The organism is Bradyrhizobium sp. HKCCYLRH2047 (assembly GCF_051168175.1).
Classification (GTDB): Bacteria; Pseudomonadota; Alphaproteobacteria; order Rhizobiales; family Xanthobacteraceae; genus Bradyrhizobium.
On sequence record NZ_JBNPUM010000012.1, the window covers coordinates 23,683 to 46,604 of the forward strand.

Below are 22,922 nucleotides of genomic sequence, written 5' to 3' on the forward strand. Positions count from 1 at the left end.
GCGTTGTCAACGAAGCGGCGTGCGTTTCGTTCGATCGCGGCCACGCCGCTCGCCTGCGGCGTCGTTGTTATGGCGCACATTCCTGCGCTAGTTTCGGCTGCAAACGGAGCCAATCATGGACGCTGCGGCGCGCAGACGGGACGCCATCGGTTTGCGCGGGGCAGCCCTGCTGGCTGCAGCGCTTGCCGGCCTCGCGCTCTGCGTCGCCGGACTCTGGCGCCTCGAAGCCGAGCGCATGGGCATCTCGATCACCCCGCTGCAGGCGGGCTCCACTCCCGTCACCGTCTATCGGCGCGACGGAGCGGCTGCGTCGCCCGTCGTCGTCATTGCCCACGGCTTTGCGGGCTCGCGCCAATTCATGGAAGCCTATGCGCTGACCTTGGCGCGCGCCGGCTATGTCGCGGTCTCGTTCGATTTCGAGGGGCATGGCCGCAATCCGACGCCGATGTCGGGCGACGTCACCCGCATCGACGGCACGACGAGGAAGCTGATGAGCGAGATCGGCCGCGTCACCGACGCCGCGCTGTCCCTGCCGGGCAATGACGGCCGGGTGGCCCTGCTCGGGCACTCGATGGCTTCCGACATCATCGTACGCCAGGCCCTGGCCGACCCACGGATCAGGGCAACGGTGGCGATCTCGATGTTTTCCGAGGCCGTCACGCCGAGCGCGCCGCGCAATCTGCTGATCATCACCGGCGAATGGGAGACGGCCCTGCGCAGGGACGCGCTGCGTAACCTCCGGCTCGCCGATCCCGCCGCGCGCGAGGGCGACACCGTGGGCGATCCCGCGGACAACGGCGGACGCCGCGCCGTCGTCGCGCCCGGAGTCGAACACGTGAGCGTGCTGTATTCGACGACCGCGCTGCGCGAGGCGCGCGACTGGCTGGATCGCGTGTTCGGGCGCACCAGCAGCGGGCCGGTGGCGGCGACCGGCGGCCCGATCGCGCTGCTGCTGGCCGGCATCGTACTGCTGGCCTGGCCGTTGGCCGCGCTGCTGCCGAAGGGCGATGCGCCGCCGCCTTCGATTCCGCCGCGTCAGCTTGCGATCGCCACGCTCGTGCCCGCGGCAGTCACTCCGGTCGTGCTGCGATTCGTCGACACGCATTTCCTGCCCGTGCTCGTCGCCGACTACCTCGCCGTTCATCTCTTCGTATACGGCGCGCTGTCGCTGTCGCTGCTGCGCATGCAGGGTGTTCGCTTCGGCCGCGTAGCCCGGCTCGCGGCGCTGGTGCTGGCCGCCTATGGCATCTTCGGTTTCGGTGGCGCGCTCGACCGCTACGTCGCCTCGTTCATGCCGATCGCCGCCCGCCTGCCGATCATCGCGGCGATCGCCGTGGGCGCAGTGCCCTGCATGCTGGCCGACAGCATCGCCAACCAGGGCGGGCACGCCGCGCTGTGGCGCACGGTGTGGATCCGGACCGCGTTACTGGCCTCGCTCGGCGGCGCGGTCGCGCTCGATTTCAGGCGGCTGTTCTTCCTGCTCATCATCGTCCCGGTGATCGTGCTGTTCTTCGTCGTGTTCGGACTGATCGGCGGCTGCGTCGGCCGCCGGACCGGCTCGCCGATGGCCGAGGGCATCGGTCTCGGCCTGATCCTGGCGTGGTCGCTCGGCGTATCGTTCCCGATGTTCCTGCCGGGCTAGCGCTCCGGTTTCCCCGGTGCACGAAGGGGCTACATCATGATACCAATGACGGACAGGGAGCACTCATGGCGAAACACCGCATCTACACGACGAGCTTCGCGAGCGTGTACCGGCTCTACGTCGCGAAGGGGGAAAAGAAAGGACGAACCAAGGCCGAGGTCGATCAGATCATCTGCTGGCTGACGGGCTACGATCAGAAACAGCTCGACGCCGAAGTGGACCGACAGACGGACTTCGAGACCTTCTTTACGCGGGCGCCGGCCATGAATCCGGCGCGCTCCCTGATCAAGGGCGTGGTCTGCGGCGTCCGCGTGGAGGACGTCGAGGAGCCGACGATGCGCGAAATCCGCTACCTGGACAAGCTGGTCGATGAGCTGGCGCGCGGAAAGGCGATGGACAAGATCCTGCGCACGCCGTGAGCGCCAAGCGCGCGGCGGCGGTCGTGCAAACCCAAGCCTCAGTCCTGCTCCTGCCCCGGCGCCTGCCGCAGCATGAAATGCCCGAATGCGGTGGCAATCGGCTTCGTATCATCGTCCTGCCAGGCGCGGGCCTCGAAGGCGACGACGCGGCGGCCCTGCTTGACGATCGACGCCGACGCGATGCTGTCGAGCGCGCGCCCCGAACGGAGATAGTTGATGGTGAGGCCGATCGGCTTCGGCGGCGCCGACGCGCCGAGCTCGCGCATCACGGTGATGATCGCCGCGGTTTCGAGGAATGCGCCGGTCATGCCGCCGTGGATCGCCGGCAACACGGGATTGCCGATGATCTGCTGCGAGAACGGCATCATCAGCGTCTCGTTCTCGGCGAGACGAATGCCGAGACAGCGCGCGAACGGACTGGTGGCGAACGGCCCCGTCGGATCCTCAGGCGCCTCGAGCGGTGGCGGCGCGCCGGTGAACGCCGGGCGATCGGTCAGCATGTTGGTGCGGTTGGCGCCGATCATGAAACAGGCCGTCGCGGTCGCGACCGGTTCGCTTTCTTCCTCCTGATAGGCGGTGGCGCGCACGAAGGCGATCGAGCGCGTGACGCGGAAGCACACGGCATGCGCCTTGATGTCGAGCCCGGGGGTCGCCGGCTTCTGATAGTCGATGCGCAGATCGAGCGTGGCGATCGCCCGGCTGCCGTCGAGCGCGAGCTGCACCGCCATGCCGCAGCTCTCGTCGAGCATCGCGGTGACGACGCCGCCATGGATGACGCCGGTCTCGCTGTCGCCGACGAACACGGGACGATAAGGCAGGGTCGACCAGGCCTCGCCGGGCGCGAAGCGGTCCATCCTGAGCCCGCTGATATGGCCGTAGACCGAGCGGCGATTCCTGATGGCCCCGGCGAGTGCGTCGAATGCCGGCGGTGCGGCGGTAGGCGGAAGGTCGGACATGCGCGATTTAGAGCATGATCGCACGGAGGCACGAAGTCTTTTTCCGGCACATCTGCGTTGTGTGCGAACGATCCGCCCCGGACCACCGCTGCTCCCGCCTCCGCACCGTTCTGCACCGCCGACCACGTTCACGACGCGCGCCGCGAGACCGACGTGCAGCAGCGCGCACCGCACGGCCTTGCAGCTCGGCGCCGGGACCGCATTCCGCAAAACTACGTGGATGAAATGTTCCACCGGCGCGGCGCGCTTAGAACATTGGCAACCTTAATATGATCATAATTGTCTCCATCAAATCCCGGAGACCCCGTCGATGCGCAGATCCACCAAGACGCCGGACGCCCCGCCGAGCAGCGGCACGGCCTCTCTACGAATTGTCCTGAGCCTGGCGCTCGTTGCCAGCGCCGGCGCGATGTGGTGGAGCAGCGGCGGCGCCAACAGCTTCTCCTTCGGTAACGGAGCGCCTTCGCTCGAGACCCGCGTCGCCACGCTGACATCGGAGCTGGCGCAGCTCAAGGCCGAGACCGCCCAGTTGCGCGACCGCCAGAGCGACACCTCCGGCGAGCTCATGCAATTGCGCGCCAGCCTCACCACGACCGAGACCGGCCTGGCCACTCTGCGCACCGCCGCCGACGAGACCGAGGCGCGCCGCCGCGATACGGCCGACAAGATCGAGTCCGATCTCGCGCTGCTGAAGCGCCAGGCGGTCCGCCTCCGCGGTGCCCAGGAAGATGCGGCGACCGAGCTGAGCGGGCTGCGCACCGCCGCCGCGAACAGCGACATGTCCATCGAGCAGCTCCGGACCTCCACCGGCGAGATGCGTCAGCAGTTGGCGCGCATCGAGACCGCGCGCGAAGCGACCAGCTCGATCTCCCGCAGGCCTCACCGTGTCAGGCGCGTAGCGCGCGCGGCCGAGGCGCAGCACGAGCCGCAGCCCTTCCTGATGCAGTGGCCCGGCGTCCTCCCCGCAGGCCGCAACTGATTTGAAGTGCCACCCGGCCTGACCCGCGAATCGCGGTCAGGCATCAGCCCGGCTGGTCACCACCAGCCCGGCTGCACCGGCCGGTAGTAGGTCGGAGGCGGCCCGCGACGACGCGGCGCCGCGACGGGCTGGCCATCCCAGCTGCGCTGGAAGAAGCTGCCGAAGCCATCGTCATATTCGTCCCCGCTGGCGACGACATCGGCATTGGTCGTCGGCCGCCGCGTGATGAAGCCGCCCTGCGGCTGGTTGCTCAGCACCGCCACGAACTCGGTCCGGTAGTTGGTCTCGCTCGACAGCGGCTCGTCCGAGACGATGATCGAGGAGCGCGGCACCGCCGTCGGCGCGATGCGGTCGAGCACGTCCTTCGGAATGGTGATGCGGTCGAGCGCGTCCTTGGCGGTGTCGCCGTCGTCGATGGTCACCGCCGTCCAGCGCAGCCCCGCGCCGTCCTGCGCCACCGCGGTGAACACATGCGTTCCGATCGGCCGGTCGGGATCACGGATGGTCACCGGGGCCTCGATCGAGGTGTCGAACACCTCGCCGCCGCCATCGGGGGCCGGCTTGTGCGTGTTGCGCCTGACATAGAGCATCTGCGTCGACCGGCTGATATAGACCGCGACCGGCTCGGTCGCGAGCCTGGCGTCGGTCGCGGCCTTGCTCGTCTCGGTCTTCCTGGCCGCCGCCGCCTTGGCGGCGTCCTTGGTCGAGGTCGCCGCTGCGAGCTTCACGGTCGCGTCCGACTTCGCGGCCTCGAGCTGCGCTGCCGCGTCGGTCGCCTTGGCGGCGGCCTTCTGCTTCGCATCCTCGGCCAGCGTCCTGGCCTGATCGGTCTTGGCGGCGCCTAGCTTCCTGTCGGCGAATTTGAGCTCGGCCTCGGCGCGTGCCTTGGCCTGCTCCAGCTTGCGCAAGGACGTCTTCAGCGCCTTGGCCTCGCGCTCGGCCGCGGCGGCCGCCGCCTTGGCCTCGTCGGCGCTCTTGGCGGCGTCCTCGGCTTCGTGGCCAAGCGTCGCGGCCCGCGAGGGCACCGCGGCGAGCGCCTGCGCATTTGGTACGAACAAGGCGGGATGGGAGAACTCGACCGGCGCCGGGTCACCCGGCGCGATGATCACCCGCATGCCGATCCAGGTCCGATCGAACAGCTTCTCGGCAAAGCCATAGGGCATGCGGACGCAGCCATGCGAGGCGGCATAGCCAGGCAGCGGCCCGCCGTGCAGCGCCACACCATTCCAGGTGATGCGCTGCATGTTCGGCATCCAGGCATCGTCGTAGAGCGTCGAGTGGTGGTCCTTGTCCTTCTCGATGATGGCGAACACGCCGGCCGGCGTCTCGCGGCCGGAGACGCCGGTCGAGACCGGCGCGCGCCAGATCCAGCCATCGGCGTCGTAGAACGTCACCTTCTGCGCCTTGATCGACACGATCGCCATGATCGGATCGCCATGCGCGCGCGGCGCCGTCGCCTCGGTCACCGGCGCCGGACGCGCCTGCCGTGCACCGGCCTCGGATCCGGCCAGCGCCAGCACGGTGGCAGCCGCGAGAGTCGTCAGGAGCGCTCCCCGACGCCGCATCGCTGCAAGGTTCTGAGCCGCCGTGGATCGTGTCGCCATGCTGTTTCCCGAATCGTCATTGCTGTTCCGCCGGCGCGATCGGCGCAGGACGATCTATACGCTCGATCATGTCTTGGGGTGAAGTGAGGCGAAGGCGCGTCCTGATGTCATCGGCTTTCCGCTCGCCGCAATTGGGGCAGGATCGGGCAACGAATCGGACTTGGGACGCGCCCTTCCGTCGCACGCCCCCAAGACCCGCATTCCACCACCCCACCGGTTGCCCATCGCTTAACGCCGAACAGGGCGATCGGGTCCGTGGCTCGGCCTGGAGAACCGCAAGGCGCAGGCGCCGCGAGATCAACCTGAAATCCGCTTCTCGAAGAACAAGTCCGGATAGGGGTCGTCGTTGAAGCGGTCGATCTCGGTCCAGCCGGTGCGGCGATAGAGCTGCATGGCCTCGGCGAGCGCGCTGTTGGTGTCGAGGCGAAGAAGGCTGATCGAAAGCTTGCGCGCAGCCGCTTCGGCCGCATCCATCAGGCGGCGGCCGAGGCCGAGGCCGCGCGCGGCGGGCGCGACCCAGAGCCGCTTGATCTCGGCGGCATCGCCGCCGCTGCCCTTCAGCCCGACGCAGCCGAGCGGCAGGCCGTCCGACAGCGCGACGAAGAAGGCGCCGCGCGGCGACGTCATGTCGGCGGCATCGGGATCGCGCGACAGCGCGACGTCGAAGCCGCGCTCGAACCGGCGTGACAGCTCGGCGTAGTATTCGCCGAGGCAGTAGCGCGCCTGTTCGCTCCTGGGATCGGTCTCCCCGATCGTGATGCGGCTGCGGCCCAGTGCGGCGGCTACCATGTCCATGGCGGCAAGCAGCGCCTCGGGCTGGTTCGACCGCGCCAGCATCGACTCCGCCTGAGCGTTGGAGAGCGTCTCATAGGCCTCGAATTCGCGCCGGCCGCCTGCGGTGAGCCTGGCGATGCGGCGGCGCGCGTCGTCGGGATGCGGCCGGGTCGTCACCAGCCCCTCCTCCTCCAGGCCGCGCAGCAGCCGGCTCATCAGCCCGGAATCGAGCGCGAGATAGTCGCGCAACTCGGCGACGTCGCTGCGGCCGTGGCCGATCGCGTTGAGCACGCGGGCCGCGCCGAGCGGCCGACCCCGCCCGAGAAACGAGGTGTCGAGCGCGCCGACCTCCGAGGTGACGGCGCGGTTGAAGCGGCGGATGCGGGAGATTGGGTCGAGCATGATATCTGACCTAAGTCAGATAACTCGCGATGTCAACGCGGAGACAATCACGCCGACTGCAAACAAAAAAGGGCGGCCCAGCCGCCGGCCGAAGCCGGATGCCGGACCGCCAGGTTTTCCCCGGGAGGAACTCAGTTCAGGAGCTTGGCGACGTTGTCCTTGGTGACGAGGTCGAGACCCGTGTAGATCACCTCAGGCACCTTCTCGCCCTTCTTGATCGCGAGCAGCGTGTCCATCGCCTTCTCGCCCATCTCGAACGGACGCTGGCCGGTCAGCGCGTTGGAATAGCCGTCGCGCAGCAGCTCGAGCTGCATCTTCAGCGTGTCGGCCACGACCAGCGTCAGCTTGCCGGCGTCGATGTCCTTCTTGTTCTTGTTGACGAAGGCCTTGTAGCCCTCGGGTGCGAACATCGGCCAGCCGCCGATCGGCACGATCGCGCCGAGGTCCGGCGTCGCGATGCGCAGGTCGGCCATCTGCTGCACGGCGAGCGCGGGATCGTCGTTGCAGAAGGTCGGCGAACCGGCCACTTCCGTCCACTTCGAGCCCTTCAGCGCCTCGCGCACGCCGTCGACACGCTCGGCGAGGTTCTTGGCGCCGGGACCGCCGGAGACGATGGCGTACTTGCCGCCGTCAGGCCGGAGCTCCCGCAGCTGCTTGCCGAGCGCGAGGCCGAAGTCCTTGTTGTTGGTGCCGATATAGGCGAGGCGCTTGGAGCCCGGCGCATCGGCGTCGAAAGTGATGACGGGAATGCCGGCGGCGGTCGCCGCCTCGATCGATTTCGTCATCGATGGAACGTCGGCGACCGAGATGGCGAGGCCGTCGACCTTCTGGGTGATGAAGTCCTGGATGATCTGCGCCTGCGTGGCCGGCTCGTGCTCGACCGGACCCTTGTAGATGCACTCGACATTGCCGAGCTCCTTGGCGCGCTTCAAACAGCCGTCGCGCGCGACGTCGAAGAACGGGTTGTTCATCGCCTTCGGCACGATGGCGAAACGATATTTGGTTTCGGCCTGCGCCGGGGCCAGCATGATCGCGAGCGACGCGACCGCAAAGAGCAGCTTCTTCATGGGTTCCCTCCTCCATGTCTATCCCTGATGATTGTCTGTTCCGGGTGAGGATAGACGTGATTGTCATCCCGGCCAGTATTCGTCACAGCAGGCGGGCGCGGATGCGGTCGACCAGCACGGCGGCGATGATGATCACGCCGACCAGCGTCTGCTGCCAGTAGGAATTGACCTGCGCCAGCACCAGCCCGTTCCTGATCACCTCGAGCAGCACGCAGCCGACGATGGCGCCGAGCGGGCCGCCGAGACCGCCGGCGAGGTTGGCGCCGCCGATCACGGCCGCGGCGATCACGTTGAGCTCGTAGGACGTCGCCATGTTGGCAGGCGCCGAGCCGAGCCAGCCGGAGATGATGATGCCCTGCAGGCCGGCTGCCAGCGCGCCGATCACATAGACCTCGATCTTCACGCGGGGCACGGAGACGCCGGTGAGCTCCGCGGCCTTCTCGTTGCCGCCGATCGCGAACACGTGGCGGCCGAACGCGGTGTGGTGCAGCACCAGCGCCATCACCAGCGCCAGCGCCATCAGATAGATGAAGGGCGCCGGCACGCCGTACACGTCACCCTGCGTCAGCGCGTAGAAATAATCGGCGTCCGGCCCGCCGGGGAAGCTGCCCTTGCCGTTCGAGATCACGTAGCTCAGGCCGCGCACGATCGAGAGCATGCCGAGCGTGGTCACGAACGGCGACAGCCCGAGCAAGGCGATGCAGACGCCGTTGATGAGGCCGACGACCAGCGAGACCGCAAGGCCGGCCAGCACCGAGACGATCAGGATCAGGCCGGGCACGTTGGCGACGACGGTCTTGCCGTCCGCGGCGAGATGCACGAACAGCGAGGACAACGGCATGCCCGGCGTCGACAGCGTCGTCATCACCATCGAGGTGATCATCGCCGCGAAGCACATCATCGAGCCGACCGACAGGTCGATGCCGCCGGTGATGATCACGAAGGTGATGCCGAGCGTCGCGATGGCGATGAAGGAGAAGTTCTTGGCGACGTTCTGCAGATTGCCTTCGGTCAGGAAATAGGGACTGGCGAAGCTCATCACGATGATGAGGGCGATGAGCGCCAGCGTGACGTAGGCCGTCTGCGAGGCGAACACGCCGCGATGCCACCATCTGATGGCGCCGACATTGGTGAAGGTGACGTCGGTGCCGGCGGAGCTGGTCTCGGATGGAACGGACATCACGCCGCCTCCTTGGCGCCGGTGATCAGCGCGGTCACTTCCTCGGGGCTGGTCTCGCCGACCGGCTTGTCGGCCTTCTTCTCGCCGCGGCGCATCACCACGACGCGATCGCAGACCGCGAAGATGTCGGGCATGCGGTGCGAGATCAGGATCACCGCGATGCCCTGCTCCTTCAGGCGATGGATCAGGCTCAGCACCTGCTCGACCTGACGCACCGAGATCGCCGCGGTCGGCTCGTCCATCATCACCAGCTTGGCGTTCGACAGCCGCGTGCGCGCGATCGCCACCGCCTGGCGCTGGCCGCCCGACATGTCCTTGACGAGATCGTGCGGCCGCGTCTCCGAGCGCAGCTCGCGGAACAGCTCCAGCGCGCGCGCCTCCATGCCCTTGTGGTCGAGCAGCACGAGGGGACCGAAATTGCGTTTCAGCTCGCGGCCGAGAAACACGTTGGCGGCGGCGGTGAGATTGTTGGCCAGCGCGAGGTCCTGGTACACGACCTCGATGCCGACGCTGCGCGAATCCATCGGACGATGGAAATGCACCTCGCGGCCGCCGAAATGGATGGCGCCCTGGCTCGGCGGAAAGTTGCCGGCGATGATACGCACCAGGGTCGACTTGCCGGCACCGTTGTCGCCCATCAGGCCGACAACCTCGCCCGCGCCGATTGTCAGATCCACGCCCTGCAGCGCGCGGATCGCGCCGAACTGCTTGCCGAGGCCCTTCAGCTCCAGCACCGGCTGCGCGGCGGTGCTCATCGCGGCGCGCCCAACCTCGTTCGTGGACATGCGCAGGCTGCTGTCGTCAGACATAGCGGTTCACCACGCTTTCGAGATATTCCTGCCGGCCGGAGCGCGGCTGCGGATCGAGGCCGGTGTCGGCGGCGCGGTCGGCGAGCTCGGCAAGCGAGCGGCGGCCGGCGAGGATCGCCTGCCCCTCCTCGCCGTCCCAGCCGGCGTAGCGGGCTGCGAGCGGCGCGGTCAGCGCGCTGTCGGTCAGCATCTCGTCGGCCGCGATCAGCGCCCGCGCGCAGGCGTCCATCGAGCCGACATGGGCGTGCAGCAGATCATCCGGATCGATCGACTGCCGGCGAATCTTAGCGTCGAAGTTCAGCCCGCCGGTGGTGAAGCCGCCGCCCTTGAGCATGTCGTGGAACACCAGCGCCAGCTCCGGCACGTTCATCGCGAACTGGTCGGTGTCCCAGCCCAAGAGATCGTCGCCGCGGTTGATGTCGAGCGAGCCGAACACGCCGAGCGCCTGCGCAAGCGCGATCTCGTGCTGGAACGAATGGCCGGCGAGGATGGCGTGGTTCTGCTCGATGTTGAGCTTGACGTCGTCGAGCAGGTCATAGCGCTGGAGGAAGCCGTAACAGGTGGCGACATCGAAATCATACTGGTGCTTGGTCGGCTCCTTCGGCTTCGGCTCGATCAGCAGCGGGCCCTTGAAGCCGATCTTGTGCTTGTGCTCGACGACCATCGAGACGAAGCGGCCGAGCTGATCGAGCTCGCGCTTCATGTCGGTGTTGAGCAGGGTCTCATAGCCCTCGCGGCCGCCCCACAGCACGTAGTTGGCGCCGCCGAGGCGGTGCGTCAGCTCGAGCGCGGCGCGCACCTGCCCGGCGGCATAGGCGAAGACATCGGGATCCGGATTGGTCGCGGCGCCCGCCATGTAGCGGCGGTGCGAGAACAGATTGGCCGTGCCCCATAGCAGCCGCACCTTGGCAGACGCCATCTTCTGCTCGAACAGGTCGCCGATCGCATTGAGATTGGCGACCGACTCCTTCAGCGTCGCGCCTTCCGGCGCCGCATCGACGTCGTGGAAGGTGAAGAACGGCACGTCGAGCAGCCGGAACAAGTCGAACGCGACGTCGGCCTTGGCGCGCGCCATCGCCAGCGCATCGTCGCCATGCTGCCACGGCCGCAGGAAGGTCTCGCCGCCGAACGGATCGCTGCCCGGCCAGCAGAACGAATGCCAGTAGCAGACCGCGAAGCGCAGATGATCCTCCATCCGCTTGCCCCGGATGACACGGTCCTTGTCGTACCAGCGGAACGACAGCGGGCTGCGTGACTCGGGCCCGACATAGCTGACGGTCGCGCCGGTCTGGAAGAAGGGAGCCTGGACGTTCACGAGATGCACTCCTTGAGAGCGGGATAGAGCTTGCGCCATTGCGCGTAGGCGTCGTCGTAGGCGGCGCGCTGCGGCGCGCGGGGTTCGAAACTCTGCAGCCGCTGTGGCTTGCGGCAGACATCGGCCGGGGCTTCGCCGGTCGCGGCCAGACGGCCGAGCCTGGACGCACCGATGGCGGCGCCGACCTCGCCCTCCTCGACGCGATGCACGGTGACGCCGAGCACGTCGGCCATGATCTGCGCCCACAACAAAGAGCGCGAGCCGCCGCCGACGAGATCGAGCTCTGTGATCGGCTGCGCGCTGCGCGCGAGCGCGGCGAACATGTCGCGTGAGGCGAACGCCACGCCCTCCAGCACCGCCTGCACGAGATCAGCGCGGCCGGCAGCGCTGCGCAGCCCGACCAGGGCGCCGGCGGCATGGGCATCGTTGTGCGGCGTGCGCTCGCCGTCGAGATAAGGCAGGAACTGCACCGGGCTCGGACGTTCGACGCTGATACCGAGCGGCGCCAGCAGCGCGGCTTCCGGCGTCTCGAGAAGGCGCGCCAGCCACGCCAGCGAGGCCGCGGCCGACAGCATCACGCCCATCTGATGCCAGAGACCGCCGAGCGCATGGCAGAACGCATGCACGGCCGCTTCCGGCACCGGCGCGAAGCGGTCGGTCACCCGGAACAGCACGCCCGATGTGCCGAGCGACAGGAATGCATCGCCGGGCGTGATGGCGCCGAGCCCGATCGCGCTCGCCGCGTTGTCGCCGGCGCCGCCCGCGATCACGACGTCAGCGCCCATGCCCCAGCGCCGCGCCAGCTCGGGCGACAACACGGCGCTGCGCTCATTGCCCTCGACCAGGCGCGGCATGTGATCGAGACCGAGCCCGGTTGCCGCCAGCAGTTTCTCCGACCAGCGCCGCGCGCCGACGTCGAGCCACAGGGTGCCCGCCGCATCCGACATGTCCTCGACCATCTCGCCGGACAGCCGATAGCGCACATAGGCCTTCGGCAGCAGCACTTTCGCGACCTCGGCAAATATCCTCGGCTCGTGCTTCGCCACCCAGACGAGCTTCGGCGCGGTGAAGCCGGGCATCGCGAGGTTGCCGGCGATCGCATGCAGTTCGGGGCAGCGGCGTTCGAGCTCGGCGCATTCGGCTTGCGAGCGGCCGTCATTCCACAGGATTGCCGGCCGCAGCGGCCGACCGGTGCGGTTCAGCAAGGTCGCGCCGTGCATCTGGCCGGACAGGCCGATGCCGCTGACGGCAGCGGTCTCGCGCGGACGCGCCCGCGCGAGATCATCGACCGCGCCGATGACGGCCTCGACCCAGTGATCCGGGTTCTGCTCGGACCACAGCGGCTGCGGATGCGACAGCGCCAGCGGACGCCCGGCGCTTGCGATCAGCGCGCCCGCCTCGTCCTCCAGCACGGCCTTCACGCCGGATGTGCCGACATCCAGTCCGAGAAACACGACTCCACTCCTCCCACCGACCGCCAGGCGCTTCGGCGATCTGCTGTCGCCTCGAAACCAGCACCTCGGTCTTTCCCGTTCCGTACGCAAACGACCGCGTCACCGCGGCCGCCCGCTCACGGCAGATTGTCCCGCATCACGATGTCGATGCGGATCGTCTCCTGTTCGCTCAGGATCGGCTCGCCGCGCGCCAGCGCCAGCAGCACGCGCACCGCGGAGCGCGCCTCGTGGCCCGGGTTCTGCGAAATCGCCGCGTCCATCACGCCGTTCAACAGCAGCTTGCGCGTCAGTGCCGTCACGTCGTGGCCGACGAACACGATGTCGTCGGCGCGCCCCGACTCGGTCAGCGCCTTGGCGACGCCGGCCGTGCCGGCGCCGACATTGTAGAGCCCGACGATGTCGCGGTGCTCGGTCAGCAGCTTGCGCATGAGGTGCTCTGAGCGATCGTCCACGTCATGCCCCTCAGCAACCGGCAAAACCTCAAGTTGCCGAAACTCCGCCGCGAGAACCTGGCCGAAGCCGAAGATGCGCTCGGCATGATCGCGCAGGCCTTGCGAGCCCGCCATGATCGCGATCCGCCCCGCCTTGCCGCCGGCGAAGCGTCCGACCAGCGCCCCCGCGGTGCGGCCAGCGGCGATGTTGTCGATGCCGACATAATGCTGCCGCCGCGACGATGGCACGTCCGACACCAGCGTCACCACCTTGGCGCCGGACTCGACGAGATCGTTGATCGCCGCGCGCACGCCCGGATGATCGAGCGCCACCACCGCGACGCCGTCGACCTGACCGACGAGCTGCTCGAGCTTCGCGGCCAGCACGGCGGCATCGAACACGTCGGTCGTGACGACATCGACCGTGAGCCGGCGCGCGGCCATCCAGCTCGCCAGATCGCCGAGATGCGCCTGAATCTGCTGCATGAAGGGATTGATGCCGGACGGCATCACGAAGGCAAAGCGCCGCGCGCGGGCACGGGCGAGCTCGGAGGCCGCCGCATGCGGCTGGAACGCGCTACGCGCCATGGCGTCCTTGACGCGTCGCACCGTGTCCGGGCGCACGCCCGGCCGGTTGTGCAGCACGCGGTCGACGGTGGCGAGGCTCACACCCGCCTGTCGCGCAATGTCCCGCAATGTCAGCGGCGCGTTCATGGTCCTCCCCTTTGGGTTGAGGACCATAACGCGGTTTTTGAGGTGCGCAACTCATTTTTGAGGGGCGGCGCGCCCGGCCGCGCCTGGAAGCCCCGAGGGAGTTAGACGAAAGCGACCTCGATCCGCTTGTCGGACCGCGCCGTCATGCGACAGGCGCGTGAGAAGCCGTCGCTGGCGATCGCGAGCTTGAAGTGCTCCGGCAACTCCGCCGTCGAGATCACGTCCAGTGCAGCCGCGTGTTCGGACAGTGCACGGACCGTGCAGTCGAACGTCGAACGTCCGGCGTTGAACGCGATCTGCCCCGCCTTGAACACGCGGCGCAGCGCAGGCGCGATCGACGGTGACGCCTCCACCCAGGCGATGACCTGATTGCGGCCGTTGTTCTTGGCGGAGTACATCGCCATGTCCGCCCGCTCCTGCATGGCATCGAAGCCCAGACGGGAAGTCAGATCCGCGGCGCCGAAGCTGGCGGTGACCCTGATCGGTCCGCATGGCGTGTCGATCGACAGGCCGGCAGCCGCCGACCGCATCTTCTCCAGCACCGCCAGCCCGTCGTGCAGGCCCGTATGCGGCAGCAGGATGCCGAACTCCTCGCCCCCGAGACGGCCGATGACGTCGGAGCTCCGCAGCACCGACCGCCAGGTCTCGACCAGCCTGGACAGAACGAGATCGCCGACGGCATGGCCGTAAGTGTCGTTCACCGATTTGAAGTGATCGATGTCGACCATCGCATATGTCAGCTTGTGGCCGTGACGCTCGGCCAGCGCCCGCAACCGCTCGCCTTCGTTGTGAAAGGCGCGGCGCGACAGCGCGCCGGTGAGAGCGTCGCGCATGCTCAGCTTGCGCAGCATCAGCTCGTCGACGGCGATCGCGGCGAGATCCTTCAGCATGTCGACATCGTGCGCACTGAACTCGCGCGGCGCCGTGTCCATCGCGCATAGCGTGCCGACGTTCACGCCGGAGATGCGCAGCTGCGCACCGGCGTAGAATCGAATGAAGGGCTTGCCATGAACGAGCACGTTGTCCGCGAACCGCGCATCCTGGTGCGTGTCGGGGATGATCAGCGGCTCGCTTTCCTGAATGGCATAGTTGCACAGCGCGGGCCGCCGCTCGCCCTCACGGTCGGCCATCCCTGTGGCCGCCTTGAACCATTGGCGATGGCCGTCGATGAGGGTGAGTGTCGACATCGGGACGCCAAAGACCTTCCGGCACAGGCCGGTGAGACGGTCGAAGGCGAGCTCGCTGGGTGTATCAAGGATGTCGAGTTCGGCAAGGGCTTCCAGGCGGCGGGCATCGTCGTGGTGGTGGGCTGACATCGGCAACTCCTCGCCGACAGCTTCTCGCGGAGGGACTTAACGCCGGATTTAGGAGGAGAATGAGCAAATTCCTAACAGGAAGCACGACGTCCGGCGGGGGAACCGCCCGAGGGCCGACCTGCCTGCCATCGGCCGGCCAGCCGCCGCCATCTTCCGATAAAAATAATCATCTTGCCATTTATCCGAATTCATGATTATCTCCCGCCATCCCGCCTCAACGAGAGGGGCGTTGCGCGCGATCGTCACGACACGCGAGGCGGGGATGCGGTGGCCGCGAGAGATCGCAGCAGGCTCGTTGAGAGCGGGCGGACGAACGATCGCTTGCGGACGTGAAGTCGCAGCGGCCTGACACCCCGAAGCTGGTGTTAACCCGCGACGAAGCTTTGCTTCGCGTGGGGATGGTGGCCAACAAGCCCGGCGCACCAGGGCGACTGCGTATAAGCGTGAGACTGCCGCGCAGGGAATGCCGGTTGATCGGCTGCACCTGTGGTACCTGCCGCCTGCATTTTTTTCGCAGGCGGGCCATGGGTGAGGCCTTCACCCGGCATTCCCTGCGCCCTCTCATTTTAGAGGGACACGTTGATCGCAGACCTCGGGCGTAACGAGCCGCGAGAACGAGATATCATGTCTCTCTTGCCTGCTTCGCTGTTTGAGCCGTGAATACCGCCCCGCCCAAAGCCGTCGTCCCGGACAAGCCGCGACGCGCAAAGCGCGGCACGGCGCCGATCCGCGATCCATACGCCGCCGCAGCCGACGTGAATGGCACAAAGCCAGTGGCCAGCCTGCCTCAAACCGCTCCCGGCGGGTATGGGTCCCGGCTCAAGGCCGGGACGACAGCGGATTTTGCCGATGCGCTTGCGCCACAATCAACGCAGGCGAAGCACGGAGCGCGGGCATCACTCAGAACGGCAGTCCGACATAGTTCTCCGCCAGCGACCGCTGCGCGGCCTCGGACGAGAACAGATAGGCGAGCTCGGTGTCCTGAAGTCTGTCGTCGTAGGACAGCCGGTCGGGGAAGCGATGCAGCAGCGTCGTCATCCACCACGAGAAGCGCTGCGCCTTCCAGATCCGCGCCAGCGCGCGCTTGGAGTAGCCGTCGATGCCGGTGTCGTCGCCCTTTTTGTAATGGTCGAGCAGCGCATGATAGAGATAGTAGATGTCGGACGCCGCCGAGTTCAGCCCGCGCGCGCCGGTCGGCGGCACGATGTGGGCGGCGTCGCCGGCCAGGAACAGCCGGCCGTAGCGCATCGGCTCGGCGACGAAGCTGCGCAGCGGCGCGATGCTCTTCTCGATCGACGGGCCAGTGATCAGCTTGGCCGCGATCTCATTGGGCAGGCGGCGCTTCAGCTCCTCCCAGAACGCATCGTCGCTCCAGTCCTCGACCTTGTCGGTGAGCGGCACCTGGACGTAATAGCGGCTCAGCACCTGGGAGCGCAGCGAGCACAGCGCGAAGCCACGCTCGTGCTTGGCATAGATCAGCTCCGGCGACACCGGCTTGGTGCGCGACAGCACGCCGAGCCAGCCGAACGGGTACACGCGCTCGTATTCCGTCAGCTTGTCGTGCGGGATCGACTTGCGGCTGACGCCGTGAAAGCCGTCGGCGCCGATGATGTAGTCGCAGTCGACGCGGATCACCTCCTCGCCGCTGCGATAGGTGACGTAGGGCTTGTCGGAGGCGATGTCGTGCGGCGTGACGTCGGCCGCGTTGTGCACGACCTTGCCGCCGAGCTTGTCGCGGGCCTCGTAGAGATCGCGCGTCAGCTCGGTCTGGCCGTAGACCATCACCGAGTTGCCGCCGGAATATTTGTGCAGGTCGACGCGGTCGAGCTTGCCGTCATGGGCGATGTAGAAGCCGTGATGGATTTCGCCCTCGCGATCCATGCGCTCGCCGCACTGCGCCTCGCGCATCAGCTCGGCAAAGCCGTGCTCGAGCACGCCGGCACGGATGCGCGACAGCACGTAGTCGCGGCTGGACTTCTCCAGGATGATCGTATCGATGCCCTGCAGATGCAGGAGCTGCGACAGCATCAGCCCCGAGGGGCCTCCGCCGATGATGCAGACTTGGACTTTCATGGGCGTGTTCTCCCGGATTCGCAGACGCAGGCTTATTGGGTTTGGTTTTCAGTCGCGGATTTTAGCAAGGAATGCACAGGGATCACTTGGATGGACGCGGCATTCTCTTGCACTTTTCCAACACCATGCCGCGATGCAAAACGAATGCGACGGTGGTATCGGGCGACGCCGGTCAGCCGGCCGGCGGCGCCGCGCCGTCTCCCACGCCCATCGCGCGCCGATAGTCGCGCGGGCTGGCGCCGGTGTGGCGCTTGAAGAAGCGGCAGAAATAGGCCGGGTCCTTGAAGCCGAGCTCGAACGCCAGCTTCGACACCGGCGCTGCAATATAGGTCAGCCGACGACAGGCCTCACGGGCCAGACGCGCATGCACGATATCGAGCGCGGACTGGCCGGTCTCGGCCCGCGTCAACCGATTGAGCCGCTCCGGCGTCATGCCGAGCTCGTCGGCGTAGCGCGCCACCGACCAGTGATCGCGGTGATGCGCCTCGACCAGCACGATGAAGCGGGTGAACAGATCAGCGTGCCCACTGCCGCGCCGCGCGCCTTGCGACTGCCGCGCGCTCTGCTGCGCCAGCCGCCACACGATCGAGCGCCCGAGCCAGTGCGGCACCGGCGAAGCCGCGGAATCGGCCGCGGCGAACTCGTCGGCGAGGTCGACGAACAGCGTGCCGATCCGGCCCGTCGCAACGGCTTGCGGCTCCAGATGCAGGATTTGCGGCGCTGCAAACAGGTCGCGCAGCGCCTCGCCGGTCGCCGGCACGTCGCCCTCGACGACCGCCCGCGGATTGAACGTCAGCACATAGCCGTCGGTGTCGCGCGAGAAGCGGAAGGCATGGACGACGCCGGGGGGAATGATCACGGCGACCGGGCCGGTACAGCGCTCGCGGCTTTCGTCCAAGGCGATCTCGGCCGGGCCGGAGGCGACCCAGAGGATCTGATGCAGGCCCTGGTGCGTATGCGCCTCGATTTCCCAGCGATACAGCTTGCTGCGCACCTGGATCGGCTCGACATGCAGCATGTCCGGCTGCGCGGCGGAGGCTTCGCCGTACAGCGCGAAGGCCGGGATCGACGGCTTGGTGCGAAAGCGGGGCATGAGCGAGAGCTAACCCCGAATGTCGGAAAAGTACAAGTCTTGACCGGCTTTCGTGTCTCACGCCGCGGCCACGGCTCGGCTAGATCAGTGAAAAGAACAACAACGACCACACTCAATGGAGAGGAGGCCCGACATGTTCACGTTCGACCCGTATTCGCCGGCGGTCGATGCCGACCCGTTCCCGTTCTACAAGACGCTGCGCGACGAGCACCCCTGCTTCTGGAGCCAGCAAGCCCAGATGTGGATCCTGTCGCGCTATGCCGACGTGGCAGCGGCGGGCACGAACTGGCAGACCTATTCGTCGGCTAAGGGCAACCTGATGACCGAGCTGCCGAACCGCGCCGGCGCGACGCTCGGCACCACCGATCCGCCGCGCCATGACCGGCTGCGTGGCCTCGTCCAGCATGCCTTCATGAAGCGCAATCTGGAGAGCCTGTCAGGCCCGATCCGCGACATCGCGCGCGACAGCGCCGAGGCGCTGCGCGGCCAGGACCGGTTCGACTTCATCGACGCCTTCTCGTCGAAGTTCACGGTGCGCGTGCTGTTCGCCGCACTCGGCCTGCCGCTCGGCGACGAGCAGACGGTGCGCGACAAGGCGGTGCTCATGGTGCAGAGCGATCCGGTGAGCCGCGCCAAGGGACCGCAGCACATCGCAGCCTACAACTGGATGCAGGACTATGCGGCCGGCATCATCGCGGAGCGCCGGGCGCGGCCGCAGAACGATCTGATCTCGCATTTCAGCATGGCCGAGATCGACGGCGACAAGCTCGACGAGCGCGAGGTGCTGCTGACGACGACCACGCTGATCATGGCCGGCATCGAGTCTCTCGGCGGCTTCATGACGATGCTGGCCTACAATCTCGCCGATCACGACGACGCCCGCCGTGCGGTCGTCGCCAATCCCGATCTGCTGGCGGACGCCGTCGAGGAGTCGCTGCGCTTCAACACCTCGGCGCAGCGTTTCCGCCGCTGCCTGCAGAAGGATCTCACCCTGCACGGCCAGACCATGCGCGAGGGCGATTTCGTCTGCCTCGCCTACGGCTCCGCCAATCGCGACGAGCGGCAGTTTCCCAATCCCGACGTCTACGACATCACGCGCAAGCCGCGCGGCCACCTCGGCTTCGGCGGCGGCGTGCATGCCTGCCTGGGATCGGCGATCGCGCGCATGGCGATCAGGATCGCGTTCGACGAGCTGCACAAGGTCGTGCCGGACTATCGCCGCACCCAGGAGCAACTGCCCTGGATGCCGTCATCGACCTTCCGCAGCCCGATGTACCTGGAGCTGACGGTGCATTAGTTGCGGGGTTGCAAGCTCAGTCGAGCAGGGCGCAAGGTGACTGCCCCTCACGAGACAACAACAAGCGTTCCACTTCGTCGAGAGGAAGGACGAACGAGCGACAACGGCGGTGCACCCTCTTCCCTTGTGGGAGAGGGTGCACCGGGCTCGTAGCGACTACTCGAACTCAACTGACAGCGCAGATAGCCTGCGCTGCGAAAGGAGGACGCGAACAGACTGGATGAAGGAGCCGCGACACAGCTCACACCAGCGCGCCGAGATCCGCCGCGCTGAAGCCCTTCAGGCCGGCCTTGTCGCCGGACTTGATCTTGGCGACCCATTCGGCATCGCTGATCAGCGCGCGGCCGACTGCGATCAGGTCGAACTCCTCCTTGGCCATGCGCTCCAGCAGCGCATCGAGATCGGCTGTCGTCGACGGCTTGCCGGCGAACGCCGAGAAGAACTCGTCGGACAGGCCGACCGAGCCGACGCTGATGGTCGCGGCGCCCGTGATCTTCTTGGCCCAGCCGGCGAAGTTCAGGCCCTTCTCGCCGTCGACGTCCGGGAATTCCGGCTCCCAGAAACGGCGCTGCGAGCAGTGCAGGATGTCGACGCCGGCCGCGACCAGCGGCTGCAGCCAGTCGGCCATCAGCGCCGGCGTCTCGGCGAGGCGCGCCGCATAGTCCTGCTGCTTCCACTGGCTGACGCGCAGGATGATCGGAAAATCCGGCCCCACCGCCTTGCGGATCGCGGCGACGATTTCGCCGGCGAAGCGCGAGCGCTCCTTGATGCTGGCGCCGCCATAGCGATCCTCGCGCTTGTTGGTGCCGGACCAGAAGAACTCGTCGATCAGATAGCCGTGGGCGCCGTGGATCTCGAGGGTGTCGAAGCCCGTGCGCTTGGCGTCGGCCGCGGCCTGCGCGAATGCGGCGACGGTGTCGGCGATGTCGTTCTCGGTCATCGCGTTGCCGCGCGGCTTGCCAGGCGCAACCAGCCCGGACGGGCTCTCGACCGGCGCATCAGGCTCCCAGCGGCTCATGCCCTTGGTCGAGCCGGTGTGCCAGATCTGTGGCGCGATGCGGCCGCCGGCCGCGTGCACGGCGCTCGCCACGCTCCGCCAGCCGGCCAGGGCTGCGTCACCGTGGAAGAAGGGAATATTGGGCTCGTTGCGCGAGGCCGGACGGTTGACGACAGTGCCCTCGGTCAGGATCAGCCCCACGCCGCCTTCGGCGCGGCGACGGTAATAAGCGGCATTGGCCTCGCCGGGAACGCCATTCGGCGCCGCGTTGCGGGTCATCGGCGCCATGACGATGCGGTTCTTCAGCTCCAGCGACTTCAGGCGAAACGGACGAAACAGCACGCTGGTATCGAGGTCGGACATTCAGAGGGCTCCATTGCGTTCGGAACCGCTCCAGTATACTTCGTAAACCTGAAGTCAATCAGGCACCCGAAGTCGCTCAGGTATATCAGAGGAAACCGCGTCGTGACCGTCGCGTCGACATCAGAGACCGCCCCGCTCCGCTGCAAGCCGCAGCACTTCTCGTCGGAGTGCCCGAGCCGGGTGCTGATCGACCAGATCGCCGACAAATGGTCGATGATGGTGCTGGCCGTGCTGGACGGCGGGCCGTTGCGCTTCAACGTGATCAAGAAGCAGCTCGAGGGCGTCACCCAGAAGGCGCTGACGCAATGCCTGCGCCGGCTCGAGCGCAACGGCCTCGTCGCGCGGGAGGTGATCGCGGACTCGCCCGTTGCCGTCCAGTACGAGATCACGCCGCTCGGCCGGACCCTGCAGCCGCCATTCCGCGCGCTCTACGCCTGGACCATCGCCAAGATGCCCGAGGTCGAGCAGGCGCGTCAGGCCTTCGACGAGCGCCGCGGCCGCTGATCGGCGGCGGTCGCAGACCGCTACTGAAAGGCGACTTCGGCGAAGCTGCGCAGCTTGCGCGAATGCAGCCGCTCCGACTCCTGGTGCTTCAGCAGTTCCAGCGCCTTCAGCCCGATCTGAAGATGCTGGCCGACGCGCTGCCGGTAGAAGTCGCCGGCCATGCCGGCGAGCTTGATCTCGCCATGCAGCGGCTTGTCGGAGACGCAGAGCAAGGTGCCGTAGGGCACGCGGAAGCGATAGCCGTTGGCGGCGATGGCGGCGGACTCCATGTCGAGCGCGACGGCGCGCGACTGCGACAAGCGGCGGATCACCCCAGGGCCGGAGATCTCCCAATTGCGGTTATCGACGCTGGCCACCGTGCCGGTCCGCATCACCCGCTTCAGCTCAAAGCCGGAATAGCCGGTCACCGTCTCCACGGCCTCTTCGAGCGCGACCTGCACCTCGGCCAGCGCGGGGATCGGCACCCAGGGCGGCAGCTCCTGGTCGAGCACGTGGTCCTCGCGGACGTAGCCGTGCGCGAGGACGTAGTCGCCGAGCCGCTGAGTGTTGCGCAGTCCCGCGCAGTGGCCGACCATCAGCCAGGCATGCGGCCGCAGCACCGCAATGTGGTCAGTGACGTTGCGCGCATTCGACGGGCCGGTGCCGATGTTGATCAGCGTGATCCCCTGATGGCCCGGCTCGACCAGATGAAGCGCCGGCATCTGCGGCGTGCGCGCCGGCGCGGAGCCCGTGGTTCCGCCGCCGAGCCGCGCGGTTCGCGTGATCACATTGCCCGGCTCGACGAAGGCCTCGGCTGCCCCCTGCGCGGCCGCCAGCTGCTGGCGGCCCCAATCGGCGAAGGCGTCGACATAGAACTGATAGTTCGTGAAGATCACGAAATTCTGGAAATGGTCCGGGTCGGTCCCGGTGTAGTGATAGAGCCGACGCAGCGAGTAGTCGACGCGCGCGGCGCGGAACAGCGACAGCGGCTCCGGCATGCCGGGCTTCAGCTCGAGCGTGCCGTCGGCGATCGCATCGTCCATGGTCGCGAGATCCGGAGCGTCGAACACGTCGCGCAGCGAGCGCGTCACCAACGGGCTCTCATGGTGCGGAAGCGCCGTCTCGATGTTGATGTCGCGGCGATAGGCGAAATGCACCGGGATCGGCTCGGCCGACTCGCCGATCTCGACCGGCATGCCGTGGTTCTCCACCAGCAGACGGATCTGCTCGGTGAGATACGAACGGAACAGGTCTGGCCGCGTCACGCTGGTCTCGTGCACGCCGGGCCCTGCGACGAAGCCATAGGCCAGACGCGAGTCGAGCCGGGCATGACTTGCGGTCGTCAGCCGCACGAAGGGATAGGTGGCGCGGATCCGTGTCGCCGGCACGAGGCCGTTGGCATAGGCCTCGAAATGGCCGCGCAGAAACGCCGTGTTGCGCTCGTAGATCTCCTCGAGCCGGGCCACCGCGGCGGCCGCGTCGGTAAAGCTTTCGGTCTGGAACGGTTGCGGCGATTGCACGGTCAAGGGCGGCCTCATCTTGCTGAAGCCGATG

19 protein-coding genes are annotated in these 22,922 nt (G+C 67.5%); 5 read left to right on the top strand and 14 right to left on the bottom strand.

What is annotated here, in order from left to right; genetic code table 11:
* Positions 1–115: 115 nt before the first annotated feature.
* On the top strand, positions 116–1,642 hold the full coding sequence (locus ACQR1D_RS25525) for an alpha/beta hydrolase (protein ID WP_434839746.1): 1,527 nt from the start codon (positions 116–118) through the stop codon (positions 1,640–1,642).
* Positions 1,643–1,707: 65 nt separating this feature from the next.
* Positions 1,708–2,061: a DUF2200 domain-containing protein gene (locus tag ACQR1D_RS25530; protein WP_315802451.1), complete on the top strand. Its 354-nt coding sequence runs from the start codon at positions 1,708–1,710 to the stop codon at positions 2,059–2,061.
* Between the two features lie 38 nt (positions 2,062–2,099).
* Here ACQR1D_RS25530 and ACQR1D_RS25535 read toward each other — a convergent pair whose 3' ends face one another.
* Complete coding sequence (locus tag ACQR1D_RS25535; protein ID WP_434839747.1) at positions 2,100–3,017, bottom strand: PaaI family thioesterase; 918 nt, start codon at positions 3,015–3,017, stop codon at positions 2,100–2,102.
* 310 nt (positions 3,018–3,327) lie between these two features.
* On the opposite strand from ACQR1D_RS25535, the gene ACQR1D_RS25540 reads away from it, so the two are divergent.
* Complete coding sequence (locus ACQR1D_RS25540) at positions 3,328–3,996, top strand: hypothetical protein (protein WP_315802449.1); 669 nt, start codon at positions 3,328–3,330, stop codon at positions 3,994–3,996.
* A 56-nt stretch (positions 3,997–4,052) separates the two neighbouring features.
* Here ACQR1D_RS25540 and ACQR1D_RS25545 read toward each other — a convergent pair whose 3' ends face one another.
* The 11 genes from ACQR1D_RS25545 to ACQR1D_RS25595 form a co-directional block, all read right to left on the bottom strand.
* Positions 4,053–5,600: a L,D-transpeptidase gene (locus tag ACQR1D_RS25545; RefSeq protein ID WP_434839748.1), complete on the bottom strand. Its 1,548-nt coding sequence runs from the start codon at positions 5,598–5,600 to the stop codon at positions 4,053–4,055.
* A 297-nt stretch (positions 5,601–5,897) separates the two neighbouring features.
* Entirely contained in the window at positions 5,898–6,776 is an 879-nt protein-coding gene (locus tag ACQR1D_RS25550; protein WP_434894141.1) for a bifunctional helix-turn-helix transcriptional regulator/GNAT family N-acetyltransferase, read from the bottom strand.
* 131 nt (positions 6,777–6,907) lie between these two features.
* On the bottom strand, positions 6,908–7,843 hold the full coding sequence (locus ACQR1D_RS25555) for a sugar-binding protein (protein WP_434894142.1): 936 nt from the start codon (positions 7,841–7,843) through the stop codon (positions 6,908–6,910).
* Between the two features lie 82 nt (positions 7,844–7,925).
* Positions 7,926–9,023, bottom strand: coding sequence for an ABC transporter permease (locus tag ACQR1D_RS25560; RefSeq protein ID WP_315802445.1), 1,098 nt, complete (start codon positions 9,021–9,023; stop codon positions 7,926–7,928).
* Positions 9,023–9,808: an ATP-binding cassette domain-containing protein gene (locus tag ACQR1D_RS25565; RefSeq protein WP_316183246.1), complete on the bottom strand. Its 786-nt coding sequence runs from the start codon at positions 9,806–9,808 to the stop codon at positions 9,023–9,025. The genes ACQR1D_RS25560 and ACQR1D_RS25565 overlap by 1 nt, the downstream gene beginning before the upstream one ends.
* A gap of 16 nt (positions 9,809–9,824) precedes the next feature.
* Entirely contained in the window at positions 9,825–11,147 is a 1,323-nt protein-coding gene (xylA, locus tag ACQR1D_RS25570; RefSeq protein ID WP_434894143.1) for a xylose isomerase, read from the bottom strand.
* On the bottom strand, positions 11,144–12,601 hold the full coding sequence (xylB, locus tag ACQR1D_RS25575) for a xylulokinase (protein WP_434894144.1): 1,458 nt from the start codon (positions 12,599–12,601) through the stop codon (positions 11,144–11,146). Before xylB ends, xylA begins: the two co-directional genes overlap by 4 nt.
* Positions 12,602–12,717: 116 nt before the next feature.
* A complete protein-coding gene (locus ACQR1D_RS25580) occupies positions 12,718–13,746 on the bottom strand; it encodes a LacI family DNA-binding transcriptional regulator (RefSeq protein ID WP_315802441.1) in 1,029 nt (342 codons plus the stop codon).
* 101 nt (positions 13,747–13,847) lie between these two features.
* Positions 13,848–15,062: a sensor domain-containing diguanylate cyclase gene (locus tag ACQR1D_RS25585; RefSeq protein WP_434894145.1), complete on the bottom strand. Its 1,215-nt coding sequence runs from the start codon at positions 15,060–15,062 to the stop codon at positions 13,848–13,850.
* Positions 15,063–15,962: 900 nt separating this feature from the next.
* Positions 15,963–17,135 (bottom strand): 4-hydroxybenzoate 3-monooxygenase, encoded by a 1,173-nt coding sequence (gene pobA, locus ACQR1D_RS25590; RefSeq protein ID WP_316238994.1) that lies wholly within the window; start codon positions 17,133–17,135, stop codon positions 15,963–15,965.
* 172 nt (positions 17,136–17,307) lie between these two features.
* Positions 17,308–18,228, bottom strand: a complete 921-nt coding sequence (locus tag ACQR1D_RS25595; protein WP_434894146.1) for a helix-turn-helix domain-containing protein — start codon at positions 18,226–18,228, stop codon at positions 17,308–17,310.
* A 133-nt stretch (positions 18,229–18,361) separates the two neighbouring features.
* Between ACQR1D_RS25595 and ACQR1D_RS25600 the strand changes: the two genes are divergently transcribed.
* Positions 18,362–19,525: a cytochrome P450 gene (locus ACQR1D_RS25600; protein WP_316183241.1), complete on the top strand. Its 1,164-nt coding sequence runs from the start codon at positions 18,362–18,364 to the stop codon at positions 19,523–19,525.
* Positions 19,526–19,766: 241 nt separating this feature from the next.
* On the opposite strand, the gene ACQR1D_RS25605 is transcribed toward ACQR1D_RS25600, so the two are convergent.
* The gene (locus ACQR1D_RS25605) at positions 19,767–20,885 is read right to left on the bottom strand and encodes an NADH:flavin oxidoreductase (RefSeq protein ID WP_315802436.1); all 1,119 of its coding nucleotides are present in this window, start codon (positions 20,883–20,885) and stop codon (positions 19,767–19,769) included.
* Positions 20,886–21,065: 180 nt separating this feature from the next.
* On the opposite strand from ACQR1D_RS25605, the gene ACQR1D_RS25610 reads away from it, so the two are divergent.
* Entirely contained in the window at positions 21,066–21,389 is a 324-nt protein-coding gene (locus tag ACQR1D_RS25610; RefSeq protein ID WP_434884524.1) for a winged helix-turn-helix transcriptional regulator, read from the top strand.
* Positions 21,390–21,409: 20 nt separating this feature from the next.
* Here ACQR1D_RS25610 and ACQR1D_RS25615 read toward each other — a convergent pair whose 3' ends face one another.
* Positions 21,410–22,906 (bottom strand): AMP nucleosidase, encoded by a 1,497-nt coding sequence (locus ACQR1D_RS25615; RefSeq protein ID WP_315802547.1) that lies wholly within the window; start codon positions 22,904–22,906, stop codon positions 21,410–21,412.
* Positions 22,907–22,922: the final 16 nt, after the last annotated feature.

Excerpts from the sequence above, each read along its gene's own strand:
- ACQR1D_RS25525 (WP_434839746.1), top strand. The coding sequence starts at position 116 with ATGGACGCTGCGGCGCGCAGACGGGACGCCATCGGTTTGCGCGGGGCA.
- ACQR1D_RS25530 (WP_315802451.1), top strand. The coding sequence starts at position 1,708 with ATGGCGAAACACCGCATCTACACGACGAGCTTCGCGAGCGTGTACCGG.
- ACQR1D_RS25535 (WP_434839747.1), bottom strand. The coding sequence starts at position 3,017 with ATGTCCGACCTTCCGCCTACCGCCGCACCGCCGGCATTCGACGCACTC.
- ACQR1D_RS25540 (WP_315802449.1), top strand. The coding sequence starts at position 3,328 with ATGCGCAGATCCACCAAGACGCCGGACGCCCCGCCGAGCAGCGGCACG.
- ACQR1D_RS25545 (WP_434839748.1), bottom strand. The coding sequence starts at position 5,600 with ATGGCGACACGATCCACGGCGGCTCAGAACCTTGCAGCGATGCGGCGT.
- ACQR1D_RS25550 (WP_434894141.1), bottom strand. The coding sequence starts at position 6,776 with ATGCTCGACCCAATCTCCCGCATCCGCCGCTTCAACCGCGCCGTCACC.
- ACQR1D_RS25555 (WP_434894142.1), bottom strand. The coding sequence starts at position 7,843 with ATGAAGAAGCTGCTCTTTGCGGTCGCGTCGCTCGCGATCATGCTGGCC.
- ACQR1D_RS25560 (WP_315802445.1), bottom strand. The coding sequence starts at position 9,023 with ATGTCCGTTCCATCCGAGACCAGCTCCGCCGGCACCGACGTCACCTTC.
- ACQR1D_RS25565 (WP_316183246.1), bottom strand. The coding sequence starts at position 9,808 with ATGTCCACGAACGAGGTTGGGCGCGCCGCGATGAGCACCGCCGCGCAG.
- ACQR1D_RS25580 (WP_315802441.1), bottom strand. The coding sequence starts at position 13,746 with ATGAACGCGCCGCTGACATTGCGGGACATTGCGCGACAGGCGGGTGTG.
- ACQR1D_RS25585 (WP_434894145.1), bottom strand. The coding sequence starts at position 15,062 with ATGTCAGCCCACCACCACGACGATGCCCGCCGCCTGGAAGCCCTTGCC.
- pobA (WP_316238994.1), bottom strand. The coding sequence starts at position 17,135 with ATGAAAGTCCAAGTCTGCATCATCGGCGGAGGCCCCTCGGGGCTGATG.
- ACQR1D_RS25595 (WP_434894146.1), bottom strand. The coding sequence starts at position 18,228 with ATGCCCCGCTTTCGCACCAAGCCGTCGATCCCGGCCTTCGCGCTGTAC.
- ACQR1D_RS25600 (WP_316183241.1), top strand. The coding sequence starts at position 18,362 with ATGTTCACGTTCGACCCGTATTCGCCGGCGGTCGATGCCGACCCGTTC.
- ACQR1D_RS25605 (WP_315802436.1), bottom strand. The coding sequence starts at position 20,885 with ATGTCCGACCTCGATACCAGCGTGCTGTTTCGTCCGTTTCGCCTGAAG.
- ACQR1D_RS25615 (WP_315802547.1), bottom strand. The coding sequence starts at position 22,906 with ATGAGGCCGCCCTTGACCGTGCAATCGCCGCAACCGTTCCAGACCGAA.